Source organism: Colwellia psychrerythraea 34H, assembly GCF_000012325.1.
Lineage (GTDB): Bacteria > Pseudomonadota > Gammaproteobacteria > Enterobacterales > Alteromonadaceae > Colwellia > Colwellia psychrerythraea_A.
Genome location: NC_003910.7, coordinates 3,410,771 through 3,424,624, shown reverse-complemented (window position 1 = coordinate 3,424,624; position 13,854 = coordinate 3,410,771). Strand labels below are relative to the sequence as shown.

Genomic DNA, 13,854 nt, shown 5'->3' with positions numbered 1-13,854 from the left:
GGTTAAGTTAATGATCAATGGTGTAGCCGTTACATGAATTAACTTAGCGTTTTACTGAGGTCAATTAATCGTAATGGACACTGAATAGCGATCAACATAGGTTGCTCACTATTTAGCATAACTCTTACTTTTTTATAACTTAAATTTTGTTAACTGGGTATTTAATTCATAAGCAAGTGACAGTAAATGCTCGCTGATCTCTTTTCCACGAATAGCATCATCACTCGATTTTTCAGCAACATTACTTATATTAACGACATTAATGTTAATTTCATCAGCGGCTAAGTTCTGCTGCGTCGCGGCATCTGAAATTTGACAGTTAAGTTCGTCTAATTCCTGAATTTCAGCACTGATACTTGTCAATAAATCAGCAACATTAGCAACATCTTCAGCTTTTTCGCTGGCTTGTTGACTAACCACATTCATTGAATCAACAGCACCTTTTGCTCCAACTTGTAATCGACTCATTGTTACGTGTATTTGCTCAATTGATTCACGAGTACGAGTTGCTAAAGAACGAACTTCATCGGCGACGACAGCAAAACCTCTACCTTGTTCGCCAGCTCTTGCTGCTTCTATCGCAGCATTTAACGCTAATAAATTTGTCTGTTCAGCAATGGCGGTAATGACTTCTAAAACACTGCCCACTTCATTGGTTTTATTACTCAAATCAGTGATCATCGCTGTGTTTTCAACAACTTTATCTCTGAGATCATTAATGCCAACTCTCGCTTGTTCAACAAGAATTAACCCCTGTGAGGTCCTTTCATTTGCTGAAACTGATTTATCAGCTGCACTTTGCGTATTATGTTGTACTTCATTCGCAGAGGTATCTAACTCATTAATTGCAGCAGCGACAGAGTCGGTGCCATTCTTTTGCTCTAACACTGCTTCGAGTGTTAGCGAAGATATTTTATCAACTTCTTTAGCTGATTCAGTTAATTGTTCACTCGCTTGGGCAATTGACATGAAGCTAATTCTAAACTTACTCATCATGTCATTAAGCGCTATGCTTACTGAACCGAGTTCATCTTGATAATTAACTTTAATTTCTTTATTTAAATCGAGTTCTTCAGCAGCCGTTTTAATAGAATTGCTTAGGCGTTTTAATCGGAAGAAAATTAGCTTTCTCAGGGTAAGGCTTAACAAGGTAAAACAAATTAAGGTAATGACCAATTGTAAAATTGCAGCTTGAGTAATAGAGCTGGTGATTTCTTTATCTACGGTTGATAAGTCATAGGTAAGTTTTACTGCGCCTAATATTTCGTTTTCACTAACCTGATGGCAAGTTAAACAATTGGTGCCGCGATAATCTGAACTTGCTTTGACCGGTATAATAAAGCTCATCATACGTTTGCCATCAAGTTCAAACTTTTTAAACGCTCTTTTACCCGCTAGACCTTCTCGTTCAAATGCACTTTTTGCACTCTGATCAGGGAAGCCTTCACCAAAAACTTTATTAACCGCTTGGGTACGTAGAATTCTTGCTTCTACAATATCGTCTTGGCTGAGAATTTTATTTTGAATAAGTTGTCGATTAGCGATAGTGCCTGTGAGCATCATGGTATTGACCGAGTCAAAATAATTAAGTGCAAGGCTTTCAAGGTTTCGTTCAACAAAGTGCTCTGCCAGCTCTTTTTCATCATGATGAAAAAAGAAAATCGTTGTACTTAAAAAAATAGCACCAATTAAGGTGAGTGCTAAGTGAATTTTTTTAGCCAGTGACAGGTTTTTTAACATATTGACCGTTCCTACTATTACAATAAATAATTCCATTTATTGAACACTGCTCATCCTAAGCAAGTTCTAATCTATCTCGATTGTATATAGCTTAAACTATAAATATAACCACTACTTACAGATTACTTGATCTAGTCTATCTTATTATTGTCAGTTTATTTTTCTGCTCGATATTAATCGTATTATCGCTATCAATTAAAGCATTCTGAAACATCTACCTTGATTGCTAACCAGTATATACCCAAGCCACTTGAAGATACGTGTTTCAGGACGCCAGAGCACTTCATCTTCAAGACGCTTCATTTTATTAATGGTTATTCAGGAGAATATGCTCCTGCATTCTCTAAGAAGCTACATCCATGTAGCGCCCTTAAAAATAAAGGCAACGAAGAATATGAATTGCTCAGACGCCCCTATAAGGTTGGTTTAGAAACGCTTTATCCTACGTTATTGATTTCGATAATGGAGTAACCATTATCATCAATCTATGCCTTGGCTAAAGACGTTTCTAATTCCAACTGAAGCCTGCATCTTCATGTAGTTTGGGTATATATTCTCTGCTTATTCCAACTATTTTTTAAATCCTGTGGAAAATTTTTACTAACAGGTTAAAGTTAGCGTCATATGAAGATATCTAGTGTCATTTTCTATTCGGTTAAATAAAATGGCATAGTTAATCAATACCTTAGTTTAATTTGTAAACAATAAGTGGGAAAAACATGAAATCATTTAATGGCACGGGTAACTATATTGCCTCTAAAGCACTGCAACTTGCTGTAAATGCGGCGATTGCACTCGAACGACCTTTGCTAATTAAAGGTGAACCTGGGACAGGAAAAACGATGCTTGCTGAAGAGCTAGCGTTGAGTTTAGGCACGGAGTTAATCCCTTGGCATATCAAATCAACCACTAAAGCTCAGCAAGGGTTATATGAATATGATGCGGTATCACGTCTTAGGGATAGTCAGCTAGGCGATGAAAAAGTTCATGATATTAGTAATTACATAGTAAAAGGAAAACTGTGGCATGCTTTTACAGCGGATCAAAGACCGGTTTTATTAATTGATGAAATAGATAAAGCCGATATTGAATTTCCTAATGATCTGTTATTAGAACTCGATAAAATGGAGTTTTTTGTTTATGAAACCCAAGAGAAAGTTGTTGCTAAACAAAGACCCATTATTATTATCACCTCAAATAATGAGAAAGAGTTACCTGATGCCTTTTTGCGTCGTTGTTTCTTTCATTACATTAGTTTTCCTGAAGCAGAAGAAATGAAAGCGATTGTTGATGTGCACTTTCCTAACATCAAACAAAAACTGCTTGATGAAGCGTTAGCACTGTTTTTTGATCTTCGTGAAATACCGGGTCTTAAAAAGAAACCTTCAACGTCTGAATTAATTGATTGGTTAAAGTTACTTTTAGCTGAAGATATTGATATTGATGTTTTACAAGAAACTCGCACCAAAAAAGTGATCCCGCCTTTACATGGCGCTTTATTGAAAAATGAGCAAGATGTGCATTTGTTTGAAAAGCTCGCTTTTATGCATCGTTCTCATCGATAAATAAAATCACCAGAGGTCAAAAAGCATATGTTAATTGATTTTTTTTGTAAATTACGAGACTACAAAGTGCCTTGTACCATACGTGAATTATTAGATTTAATTCGCGTATTAGAGCAGCACGTAGTTTTTGCTAATATTGATGATTTTTATGTCGTTAGCCGCGCAGTTCTGGTAAAAGATGAAAGTTATTTTGATAAATTTGATCGTGCTTTTGCGGACTATTTTAAAGGCGTATCAACCATTGAACTTGATTTGTCGGCAATACCTGAAGATTGGCTAAAGAAACATTTTGAAAAAATGCTTTCTGATGAAGAAAAAGCAAAGATTTCAGCCATGGGCGGTTTAGATAAATTAATGGAAACCTTGGCTGAACGCTTGAAAGAGCAGGAAAAACGCCATGAAGGGGGTAATAAGTGGATTGGCACGGGTGGTACATCGCCATTTGGTGCAAATGGTTACAACCCTGAAGGTGTAAGAGTGGGTCAAGAAAACTCTCGACATCGCCAAGCCGTAAAAGTGTGGGATAAGCGTCAATATCGAAATCTAGATGATAACGTTGAAATTGGCACGCGAAACATCAAAGTTGCCCTACGTAAGCTTCGAAAATTTGCGCGTACTGGTGCCAGTGATGTTTTGGCACTTGATGATACGATATCTGCTACCGCTCGTAATGCGGGTTATCTTGATATTAAAATGAAACCTGAGCGACACAATGCTATTAAATTACTGATGTTTTTTGATGTAGGTGGTTCCATGGATTATCATATCAAGGTATGTGAACAACTGTTTTCAGCGGTGCACACTGAATTTAAGCATTTAGAATTCTTTTATTTCCATAATTGTGTTTATGAGCATGTATGGCGAGACAATAACCGTCGAACCAGTGAGCCCGTTGATATACATAAAGTCATTCATACTTATGGTAGTGACTATAAAGTGATTTTTATCGGGGATGCGACGATGGGACCTTATGAGATTACATACCCTGGCGGTAGTGTAGAACACTGGAATGAAGAGCCAGGTAGTGTTTGGATGAAAAGGTTATTGAGCCATTTCGATAAGAGTATTTGGTTAAACCCACAAGAGGAAAGGCAGTGGTCTTATTATAGTTCCATCGATATTATGAAAAGCATTGTTGCTAATAAAATGTATCCTTTAACGGTTGAAGGGTTAACTCAAGGTATAAAGGCATTACTCTAAGTATTATAAAGTCTCGGCCCTACGATTTTAAGGAGATAACTAGGTGCATTGATATATGCCCTAGTTATTATCTTAAAGTTAAATAAAGAAATATCGCTTTGCGACATAGGGTGATCTCAAAACAAAACATTGCTCCGGTCAGTCCAATGAGTGCAGTGCCTATCAAAGAATTAACAATACTTGAAATACGATAATTTATTTTAGCTAACCTTAGTTGATATCAAGTATTAATCATTGTTTTTTTTCAATAATCGCGCCATTGTTCATTGATATCTTTAGCTTTCTCTCTCCAGATAACTGATACATAATTTAGATCAACTTGTGTTCGAAATTAACCTAAATATGTTGCTATAAGTATCTGATTCAACTAACTTTAAAATAAGAGATGTCTTTATTGTTATTTTCTAAATTAATAAAGGTACTATTCAGATAGTTGTTAATTAGAATATTGATACTTAAGGGAATATTATGAAAAATATTACAAATATATTGGTGGTGATGGATGCTGCTAGTGACCACCAATCAGCATTAGTGCAAGCAATTAACATTGCAGAAAAAACTTCAGCAAGTATCGAACTTTTTCTTGTGGTTTATAATAGCCAATTTGTTAGCCATTGGAACTTTAATCAAACGCAATTAGATGCTTTACAAAAAGAATATATAGCATCGAAATTACGGTGGTTAGAAACGTACGCTCTTGAAGTGAAATCCCTTGATATTGTCGTTAATATTGATGTCGTTTGGCATTCTGATGTCAGTTGTGCCGTTTTGGCTAAGATCGCCAGTAATGGCGCATCGATAGTGATAAAATCAACGAAGCAAGATTCGACTATTAACAGAATGTTTTTCACGCCTGGTGATTGGCAATTATTAGAACACTGCCCAGTTCCTTTATTACTAACTAAACACATTCGTGATTATTCGTATCGTACTGTTATGGCTGCAGTTGATCCTGAAAGAGCACATGATAAACCTGAACAATTAGACACCAAGATTCTCCAAGCGGAGTTGCTCATGGCTGAATTATTTGATAGCACAGCTCACGTTTGCCACTGTTATCAGCCTATGGGCATAGAATTATGGCAAGGTATGAATGCTGTGGGTATGGACCACAGTTTAGCTAGTGGTGATTTTACTGATTACAGCGAGGCGATAAAATATCACCACAAAGTGGTATTTGATGAGTTACTTAGCCATTATACTTTTGATGAAGAGGTGACTCACTTAGTCGCGGGCTCACCTGAATTTGAATTACCTGAATTGGTAAAATCACACGAAGTTGATTTATTAGTGATGGGTATGGGCAATAACGGTAAATTTATTGGCAATACTATTGAAAAAATACTCGATAATGTTGATTGTGATATTTTATCCATTAGGTATCCAAGTTAATTGAGGCTGAGGGGCATTGGGTTCAGATGAATTGCTAAAGCTAATTTTGGTGCAGAATCATAACTAATTTTTTACAGAAATTGCATTATGCTTTAGCGATAATTTAGTATTTGATAAAATAAATGTTTACTTTATCAACAAAGCCCAGTATATTTCCCAACATCAATTAGCCTTCCTCATCTAATTGATGTTAATCCCCAGTGATTTTTTCGTGTTTTGTCTTTCCCTTTCACAGTCAGCCAACACCTTAATAAAAAGTTATTAAATTAAAGCTTTTTGCTGCATGAGATCCCGAGTCATTTTCGGTTAGTTCATCGTATTATTATCAATTATGTATATGCAGTTATGGGCTTTTTAATGTTGCGTGTTACGCAATTAAAGGAGTTATATTATGTCTTATACTTATCAAGGTAAGATTTACGCTATTGAAGCACCAGTAAAGTCTATTTCAATCAACAAATTAAATGTTGTTGTTAAAGACCAAGCCGGTTCTAAATTGTTTAAATTTAGCCAGTTGAATGAGTCTAAAGATTTTCTAGCTATGTTATATCAAGCATAACAAGCAGAAATCATAACCGTTAGTTTGACTATCGGTTAACCCAAAAAAAACCAGAATTACCTTAATAAGGTATTCTGGTTTTTTGCTTTTGACGCATTAGCCGCTTATAGCTAATCGACCTTATTAACAGTCACTTCTAGATATTTACTATTACCTGCATACCACTTTTGTACATAGATAGAGCCTAAAATTGGTGGCATGCCATCTTTGGGAATTTCTTTATAGCGAACACTGTTTTTGTTTTGTTTTTCGAGCTCAAATTTAATTTTAGTTTCAGACATCTTAGTTTTATATTCTTTGGTTGTAGCTCAGTTATTTATATAATACCAATTCCATTAAATTATTGTCCACTTGTCCTGGTTAAAATACTCACTCAGTTAATGTCATTGGAATTAAGCGTAAATATCGCCAATTAACTCTACGTGAGTAAGGTAAATACGTAAGTCCAACTCTAATTGATGATAATCAGGCAACATGCTTTGGCATAGCTTATAAAAGGCTCTGTTATGTTCTTTCTCTTTTAGATGAGCTAACTCATGAACGACTATCATAGCTAAGAAAGCCTCAGGGGCCTTTTTAAATAGGCTGCCTATGCGAATTTCATGTTTACTTTTTAGCTTATTACCTTGTACACGAGAGACATAGGTATGCAACCCTAAAGCATTATTAATGATATGAATTTTATCGTCATACTTTATCTGACTTAAAGGCGATGCTTTTTTCAAATACTGATTCTTGAGTGACATAACATAACCACGTAGGGCTTTGTCGTTACTTACCTCATGGGTCGTTGGGTATTTGTTTAATAAATATTTCTCTAAATTTTTTTGTTCGATCATTTGCTGAACTTGCAGTTGTATTTGTGCAGAATAAGCAGATAAATACTTTAATTTCGGGGATTTAAGCTCTGTATTTTCAAATTTTGATGACATAAATATAATAGATAGTTAGTAATGTTGGCGTTATATGAGCATCATTTATTGAAATATAAATTCAGTAATGGCTCAGTTATGGTGTATTTTGTCTGCGTCAATTCAGCGCTATTATACTTTTTCTTTTTCAATAGTGTAATGAATGAAGTTAGTTATACCAAGTCCATTAAGTTATTTTCCACTCAGCGAGAATTAAAAGGCTTAGAGGCAAGGCATTGATCGAAGAGAATGGTTATTCAGGAGAATATGCTCCTGCATTCTCTAATAAGCTGCATCCATGCAGCGTCCTTATCAAAATCAATAACGCAGTATGTCAGCCTTTACTTTTTATTAGGTACTCGCCCTTGGGAGCTTGTCAGAAAATCAATAACGGCACAAGTTTGTTCGATATAGAATGACTATGTCAGCAAAAACTTTATTTGTTATAGCTTCTCTGACATAGCTCTGAGGTGGGAATAAATTTAATGGAATTGGTATTAATTAGATTTTTGATTTATTAATGGGCTGCTGTCTGTAAAGTTCTTTATAATTTGATATTATAATCTGCATGACTCATAGGGCTATATTTATTAAAGCAGCCTGATTATTACTAACGCTAAACCTAATATTAAATAGAGACAATTAATGAACCCGATTATTCAAATTTTAAAAGAATTAAATATCAGTGATGAAAAAATTAGTGAGATGTTTCAGGCGCTGACTGAAAACCCTATGATGGCAATGGCATTCATTACACAACTTGGTATTCCACCAGAGAAATTACAAGCTATTATGAGCCTAGTCATGGCAGACCCTAGTCTTATTGAGCAAGCGGTTAATGAATTAGGTTTAGATTTCTCTAAAGTAGAGGAAGCAAAGGCTAGATTAAAAGCTGGTGATGCTTAATGAGCACTCAAGAAGTTAATATTACTCTAACTGATTTCATCAACCAATTAGATTCAAATGCGGAACAAGTAAGTTTTGAGCAAGTAATGAAAGTTATTAGTGAAAACTACAATTACTTACCTGCAACGTTTAATAACGGTGATTTATTTAATGAAGCGGGCACCAATGAAGGATCATGCAAGATCTTCTATTTTGCCAAACTTAATAATTTATCAGAACAACAAACGTTAGCTTGTTTTGGCCGTTTCTATCGTGAAGACGTGGTAAATAATCCACAAGGAAATGACCACGGTAATATTCGTAACTTTATGCAAAGTGGTTGGAGCAAGGTTGAGTTCAACTCTGTTGCTTTAACGCCACTAACTTAACTTTCCCAAGTTAAGTTTATTAGGTAAAGATCATTAGATAAAGTGTATGAGTTTATGCACTTTATTAATTCTTACTTTTCTTAACACTTATTTAGCGTAACTCCCCCTAGCTTCAACCAATAAAATCTAACGTAAGGTGATCTCTTTGAAATATATCCATGTTGATAACCAGCAATCATTAGTATTTAGTCAAACCGATATGCCTAAAATTGTGGCGGATGAGTGCTTGATTAAAGTTCACGCTATAGGAATTAATCGAGCCGATTTATTACAGCGAGCGGGTAAATACCCAGCCCCAGCAGGCGAGTCATCAATCCTTGGTTTGGAAGTTTCGGGCGAAATTGTTCAATGTGGTGATGCGGTTTCTGATAATCATTTAGCACAATCGTGGCAAGTAGGTGATAAAGTTTTCGGTTTAGTTGCCGGTGGTGGATACGCGCAATATGTCAAAGTAAAAGCAAGGCAATTGTTTTGTTTGCCTGAGCAATTTACTTTTGAGCAAGGAGCCGCTTGTGCTGAAGTGTTTTTAACCGCTTATCAAAGTTTATTCAGTATCGCGAAGTTAGCCAATAACAGTAAAGTACTTATACATGCGGGCGCGAGTGGTGTGGGCAGTGCTGCGATACAACTTGCGAAAGCGAAACAATGTTATGTTACGGTCACTGTGGGCAGTGAAGTTAAAGCTCAAGCTTGCCTAGCTCTTGGCGCTGATTGTGCAATAAATTATCAAAAAAATGATTTTGTTGCTTGGTCGAAAGAAAACGTATTAGCAGGCTACGATGTCATTATTGATGTTGTTAGTGGTGAGTATTTATCTAAAAATATTAACGTCGCTGCACTTGATGGGCACATAGTTACTTTATCAATGTTAGGCGGGCGATATTGCTCGCAAGTTGACATAGCAAAATTGTTAGCAAAAAGATTAACGTTATCCGCTTCAACCCTGCGTAATCGCAGTGAGGACTATAAAGCTCAACTCGTTGATAATTTTAGTAGCGATTTTTATGCTGATTTAGTTAATGGTCAAATTAAACCTATCATTGATTCGATTTATCCATGGCAACAAGTCGAGCAGGCCCATGAGAAAATGGCGAAAAATAAAAATGTTGGTAAATTAGTTTTACTTGTTAACTGATTATTAATCATTGGCTTTATGCCAATAGCTAGTTAAGCATTCATCAACAATTAACTAGCCACTAATTTTATGGAGTTTCTTAAGGTATTAATGCTCGGTTTTCTTAACTACGTTCATAATAGCTAAAGAGATAAACACCAGCAGCGCACCTAATATAAAGCCAACAAGCAAGTCGATTAATAGTGGGGTGATTACCACTAAAAGCCCTGGTAGAACAGGCAGGCTACCAGCAAAATTCGTCGCTGATTCAATAATATGATGAAAAGCAGGAACGCCATGAGTGATAAGTGAACCGCCGACTAGCCACATCGCGACAGTACCGGCAACAGCTAAAAATTTCATTAGTTTAGGCGCAAAAGAAATCATGAAATAACCTAATGCACGTTTTGCTTTTGCCCAAAGGTTTGCTGATTTATCTTTAATGAGTAACAAACCACCATCATCAATCTTTACAATACCAGCGACTAAGCCATAAACTCCAATTGTCATCAAAATAGCAATAAAAATTAGGACTGAAATTTGCGTGGTTATCGGCTTATCAGCCACAGTACCTAACGCAATAATGATTATTTCTGCTGAAAGGATAAAATCAGTGCGAATGGCGCCTTTGATTTTATCTTTTTCATAAAGGGTGATATCTATGGTTTCATCTTGGAGTGCGACAACATGCTTTTCGTGTTGCTCTTGGTGTTCTTCTTTATGGGAGAATTTATGCCATACCTTCTCAAAACCCTCATAACATAAATAAGCACCACCAAGCATTAACAATGGCATTATCACAATAGGTAGAAAGTAACTCAGTAATAAAGCAATGGGCACTAAAATAGCTTTATTAAGCATAGAGCCTTTAAAAACAGCCCAAACAACGGGTAACTCTCGGTCTGCTTTTAAGCCCCCTGAGAGTTGTTCAGCATTTACTGCTAAGTCATCACCTAGAACTCCGGCAGTTTTTTTAGCGGCTACCTTTGATAATACTGCTACATCATCGAGCAGCATGGCAATATCATCTAATAGGGTTAGTAAACTTGCACCAGCCATAGAAATCCTTGTAAATTATGTTTCGGTTAAATTAATAAATACTATATTTATCTTAACGCTATTTTTCAATGATAACCTCTAATGGATCATATTGATTCTTAATGCATTCTTTATCGATTATTGGGGGAGGGATTTATAGTAGGATAAATTCAATGTTGAAGGGCATAAAAAAACCGATAAAAAGACTTTATCGGTTTTTATTAGTTATCTGGTTTTAGCGTTAGCTTAAACGCGTGCTTCTTTAGCTTCTATAGTACAAGCTTTTTCTTCAATGATTAGACCAGCTTCAACTGCGTCGATTGCACGTTGGTCATGCTTGTTAGCAGGACAGCCACAAGTGTGATCGCTAACGTTATGTAAACGAGCTTGCTCTAAGTGCCATTGTGCTACTTTGATATGTTGATCAACATTCATATTATTCTCCAGGAAAGTTTGATGAGTGAAATTATCAAGATTGATAAGATGGCTAGATTGTAATGAAAATTTCGACAGTGTCTAGTGGTGAACCACTAAAAATGACAATAAATTAACAATATGTTTTAATAATAGAATAAAGGCTGGCAATATGTTGATATTTTGTAGTCCTAAACATGACAGTCTGAATTACTTAATTTAGTCTTTCACATCGTGGTAAATCAATACGCAGAATTATGGAGATAACTAGTGAGCAACCCTATTAGTGAAGGTATAAAAAGGTTACGTGCTCAGCACAAACTAACGCAAACTAAGCTAGCTGATATGGCCGATATTCCACGAGCAACATTGGCTAATATGGAAAGCGAACAATCAAATCCAAGCATAACTTTGGTTGTTAAAGTAGCACAAGCATTAGGTGTGTCTGTTGATGATTTAATAAGTCGGCAATCAGCACATGTTACCGAGGTTTGTCGTAAAGATATGCCCATTACTCAATTAGATGATGGTAGGTTTTCTAGTACTCGAACAAGTCCTATCAGCACGCAAAAACTACAAATCAACGATATTAGTATGAAGCCGAACTGTTATAGCAAAGGGGTGCCGCACCCAGAGGGTAGTCATGAGTTGTTTTTGTGTTTGGAAGGGACTGCTTGTGTTGAAGTACAAGGAGTAGAGTATATGGTGGAGGCTGGTAACTTAATTTATTTCCATGGTCATCTTCCTCACTGTTATGGCAATAAAAGCACAAAACCTGTAAATGCTGTGGCAGTGGTCTTTATGGCTTAGTTAGTCGAAGTCATTATGTTGGAGTTATTAAAAATAAAAATAAATAGAAAATAAAATTCTATTGAATTGATTTTGGATGTTGAGCATTAAATAGGCAGTATCAGTTTCCGGTAATTGATTAGTACCAGATAGATGTATTCAATTTATATTTTATATGGGAACAGATATTGAATATTTTGCAGGTGCCACTTTCTTTAATAAATAATGAAACAGGTAATGATCAGTTTTGGCAATTTATAAGTAACAGTTAGGTAGGTTATAACTTAGGAATTAGATAGAGGTTTTACAAAGATTGGTTGCGGGAGCCAGATTTGAACTGACGACCTTCGGGTTATGAGCCCGACGAGCTACCAGGCTGCTCCATCCCGCGTCCGAATGACCTACGATAAAGTAGGAAGCCAAGTTGTTTTAATTCAAACTTAAGAATTAGTTTTGAGAGCCCTTATCTGATGAAGAGGGAACTGAAAATCTACTTTTTATACTTATCTCTTTAAATAAACAAGTTGGTTGCGGGAGCCAGATTTGAACTGACGACCTTCGGGTTATGAGCCCGACGAGCTACCAGGCTGCTCCATCCCGCGTCCGAATGGTTTAAATTTTTACTATTGCTAGTAAATACTTAAACAAGCCAAGTTGTTTTAATTCAAACTCAAGAATTTATTTTTATACTTATCTCTTTAAAAGACAAGTTGGTTGCGGGAGCCAGATTTGAACTGACGACCTTCGGGTTATGAGCCCGACGAGCTACCAGGCTGCTCCATCCCGCGTCCGAATGGTTTAAATTTTTACTATTGCTAGTAAACACTTAAACAAGCCAAGTTGTTTTAATTCAAACTTAAGAATTTACTTTTTATACTTATCTCTTTAAGGAAACAAGTTGGTTGCGGGAGCCAGATTTGAACTGACGACCTTCGGGTTATGAGCCCGACGAGCTACCAGGCTGCTCCATCCCGCGTCCGAATGACCTACAATTAAGTAGGAAGCCAAGTTGTTTTAATTCAAACTTAAGAATTGCTTGCGGGAGCCAGATTTGATAACAAACATGACGACCTTCGGCTATTTATAATGAACAGCCCGACGAGGTTGAACTTTTAGGCTGTTCCATCCCGTGTCCGAATGGTTTAAATATTACTATTGCTAGAAAAATTTAAACAAGCCAATAATTATTTTAATTCTATTATTAGAGAATTGGTTATTTGATCCCTTATCTAATGAAGAGGGAACTGTTACCTACTTTTTATACTTATCTCTTTAAAGAAACAAGTTGGTTGCGGGAGCCAGATTTGAACTGACGACCTTCGGGTTATGAGCCCGACGAGCTACCAGGCTGCTCCATCCCGCGTCCGAATGACCTACAATAAAGTAGGAAAGCCAAGTTGTTTTAATTCAAACTTAAGAATTGGTTGCGGGAGCCAGATTTGAACTGACGACCTTCGGGTTATGAGCCCGACGAGCTACCAGGCTGCTCCATCCCGCGTCCGAATGACCTACAAAAGTAGGAAAGCCAAGTTTTTTTAATTCAAACTTAAGAATTGATTGCGGAAGCCAGATTTGATAACAAACATGACGACCTTCGGCTATTTATAACGAACAGCCCGACGAGGTTGATCTTTTAGGCTGCTCCATCCCGCGTCAGAATGATTCAAATGTTACTATTGCTAGATATTACTTGAACAAGCCACAATATTTTACTTCTTATTGCGAGAAGTTACTTCCAGAAAGGTTACTCCCTGAAAGCGATGCGTATAGTAAGGATAGAGCATCGATAAAGCAAGCGCTTTTATAAAAAAAAGACTGTTAGCATAAATGTTATTCGTTACGTGTGAAAATCAGGCAC

Annotated in this window: 13 protein-coding genes and 6 tRNA genes; 8 read left to right on the top strand and 11 right to left on the bottom strand. The window is 36.4% G+C overall.

Translation table 11 applies throughout. The features are described from left to right. Window positions 1-132: 132 nt before the first annotated feature. Window positions 133-1,740, bottom strand: coding sequence for a methyl-accepting chemotaxis protein (locus tag CPS_RS14755; protein WP_011044063.1), 1,608 nt, complete (start codon window positions 1,738-1,740; stop codon window positions 133-135). Window positions 1,741-2,459: 719 nt separating this feature from the next. On the opposite strand from CPS_RS14755, the gene CPS_RS14750 reads away from it, so the two are divergent. The 4 genes from CPS_RS14750 (at window position 2,460) to CPS_RS23935 (ending at window position 6,456) form a co-directional block, all read left to right on the top strand. Next, window positions 2,460-3,305 carry an AAA family ATPase gene (locus tag CPS_RS14750; RefSeq protein ID WP_011044061.1) on the top strand — a complete coding sequence of 282 codons (846 nt, stop codon included), beginning with the start codon at window positions 2,460-2,462 and terminating at the stop codon, window positions 3,303-3,305. 27 nt (window positions 3,306-3,332) lie between these two features. After that, on the top strand, window positions 3,333-4,505 hold the full coding sequence (locus tag CPS_RS14745) for a vWA domain-containing protein (RefSeq protein ID WP_011044060.1): 1,173 nt from the start codon (window positions 3,333-3,335) through the stop codon (window positions 4,503-4,505). 468 nt (window positions 4,506-4,973) lie between these two features. Next, complete coding sequence (locus CPS_RS14740) at window positions 4,974-5,897, top strand: universal stress protein (protein ID WP_011044059.1); 924 nt, start codon at window positions 4,974-4,976, stop codon at window positions 5,895-5,897. A 391-nt stretch (window positions 5,898-6,288) separates the two neighbouring features. Then, entirely contained in the window at window positions 6,289-6,456 is a 168-nt protein-coding gene (locus tag CPS_RS23935; protein ID WP_011044058.1) for a hypothetical protein, read from the top strand. Window positions 6,457-6,566: 110 nt separating this feature from the next. Here the strand turns inward: CPS_RS23935 and CPS_RS23930 are convergent, their stop codons facing one another. Then, window positions 6,567-6,737 carry a hypothetical protein gene (locus tag CPS_RS23930; protein ID WP_011044057.1) on the bottom strand — a complete coding sequence of 57 codons (171 nt, stop codon included), beginning with the start codon at window positions 6,735-6,737 and terminating at the stop codon, window positions 6,567-6,569. A gap of 111 nt (window positions 6,738-6,848) precedes the next feature. Next, window positions 6,849-7,388 carry a M48 metallopeptidase family protein gene (locus CPS_RS14735; RefSeq protein ID WP_011044056.1) on the bottom strand — a complete coding sequence of 180 codons (540 nt, stop codon included), beginning with the start codon at window positions 7,386-7,388 and terminating at the stop codon, window positions 6,849-6,851. 624 nt (window positions 7,389-8,012) lie between these two features. On the opposite strand from CPS_RS14735, the gene CPS_RS14730 reads away from it, so the two are divergent. The 3 genes from CPS_RS14730 (at window position 8,013) to CPS_RS14720 (ending at window position 9,776) form a co-directional block, all read left to right on the top strand. After that, entirely contained in the window at window positions 8,013-8,273 is a 261-nt protein-coding gene (locus CPS_RS14730) for a DUF2999 family protein (protein WP_011044054.1), read from the top strand. Further along, window positions 8,273-8,641, top strand: a complete 369-nt coding sequence (locus tag CPS_RS14725; protein ID WP_011044053.1) for a HopJ type III effector protein — start codon at window positions 8,273-8,275, stop codon at window positions 8,639-8,641. Before CPS_RS14730 ends, CPS_RS14725 begins: the two co-directional genes overlap by 1 nt. A gap of 145 nt (window positions 8,642-8,786) precedes the next feature. Next, complete coding sequence (locus CPS_RS14720) at window positions 8,787-9,776, top strand: NAD(P)H-quinone oxidoreductase (RefSeq protein ID WP_011044052.1); 990 nt, start codon at window positions 8,787-8,789, stop codon at window positions 9,774-9,776. A gap of 87 nt (window positions 9,777-9,863) precedes the next feature. Here the strand turns inward: CPS_RS14720 and CPS_RS14715 are convergent, their stop codons facing one another. Together CPS_RS14715 and CPS_RS14710 are read right to left on the bottom strand one after the other, a co-directional pair. Next, window positions 9,864-10,814 carry a DUF808 domain-containing protein gene (locus CPS_RS14715; protein WP_011044051.1) on the bottom strand — a complete coding sequence of 317 codons (951 nt, stop codon included), beginning with the start codon at window positions 10,812-10,814 and terminating at the stop codon, window positions 9,864-9,866. 225 nt (window positions 10,815-11,039) lie between these two features. Beyond that, a complete protein-coding gene (locus CPS_RS14710; RefSeq protein WP_011044050.1) occupies window positions 11,040-11,228 on the bottom strand; it encodes a hypothetical protein in 189 nt (62 codons plus the stop codon). Window positions 11,229-11,477: 249 nt separating this feature from the next. On the opposite strand from CPS_RS14710, the gene CPS_RS14705 reads away from it, so the two are divergent. Further along, window positions 11,478-12,017, top strand: a complete 540-nt coding sequence (locus CPS_RS14705; protein ID WP_011044049.1) for an XRE family transcriptional regulator — start codon at window positions 11,478-11,480, stop codon at window positions 12,015-12,017. A 293-nt stretch (window positions 12,018-12,310) separates the two neighbouring features. Here the strand turns inward: CPS_RS14705 and CPS_RS14700 are convergent. The 6 genes from CPS_RS14700 to CPS_RS14675 form a co-directional block, all read right to left on the bottom strand. After that, window positions 12,311-12,387: transfer RNA gene (locus CPS_RS14700), tRNA-Met, on the bottom strand. 134 nt (window positions 12,388-12,521) lie between these two features. Beyond that, a tRNA-Met gene (locus CPS_RS14695) sits at window positions 12,522-12,598 on the bottom strand. A gap of 109 nt (window positions 12,599-12,707) precedes the next feature. Continuing rightward, window positions 12,708-12,784: transfer RNA gene (locus tag CPS_RS14690), tRNA-Met, on the bottom strand. A 111-nt stretch (window positions 12,785-12,895) separates the two neighbouring features. Next, window positions 12,896-12,972: transfer RNA gene (locus CPS_RS14685), tRNA-Met, on the bottom strand. A 310-nt stretch (window positions 12,973-13,282) separates the two neighbouring features. Beyond that, window positions 13,283-13,359 (bottom strand) — tRNA-Met (locus CPS_RS14680). Between the two features lie 58 nt (window positions 13,360-13,417). Continuing rightward, window positions 13,418-13,494 (bottom strand) — tRNA-Met (locus CPS_RS14675). Between the last annotated feature and the right edge of the window lie 360 nt (window positions 13,495-13,854).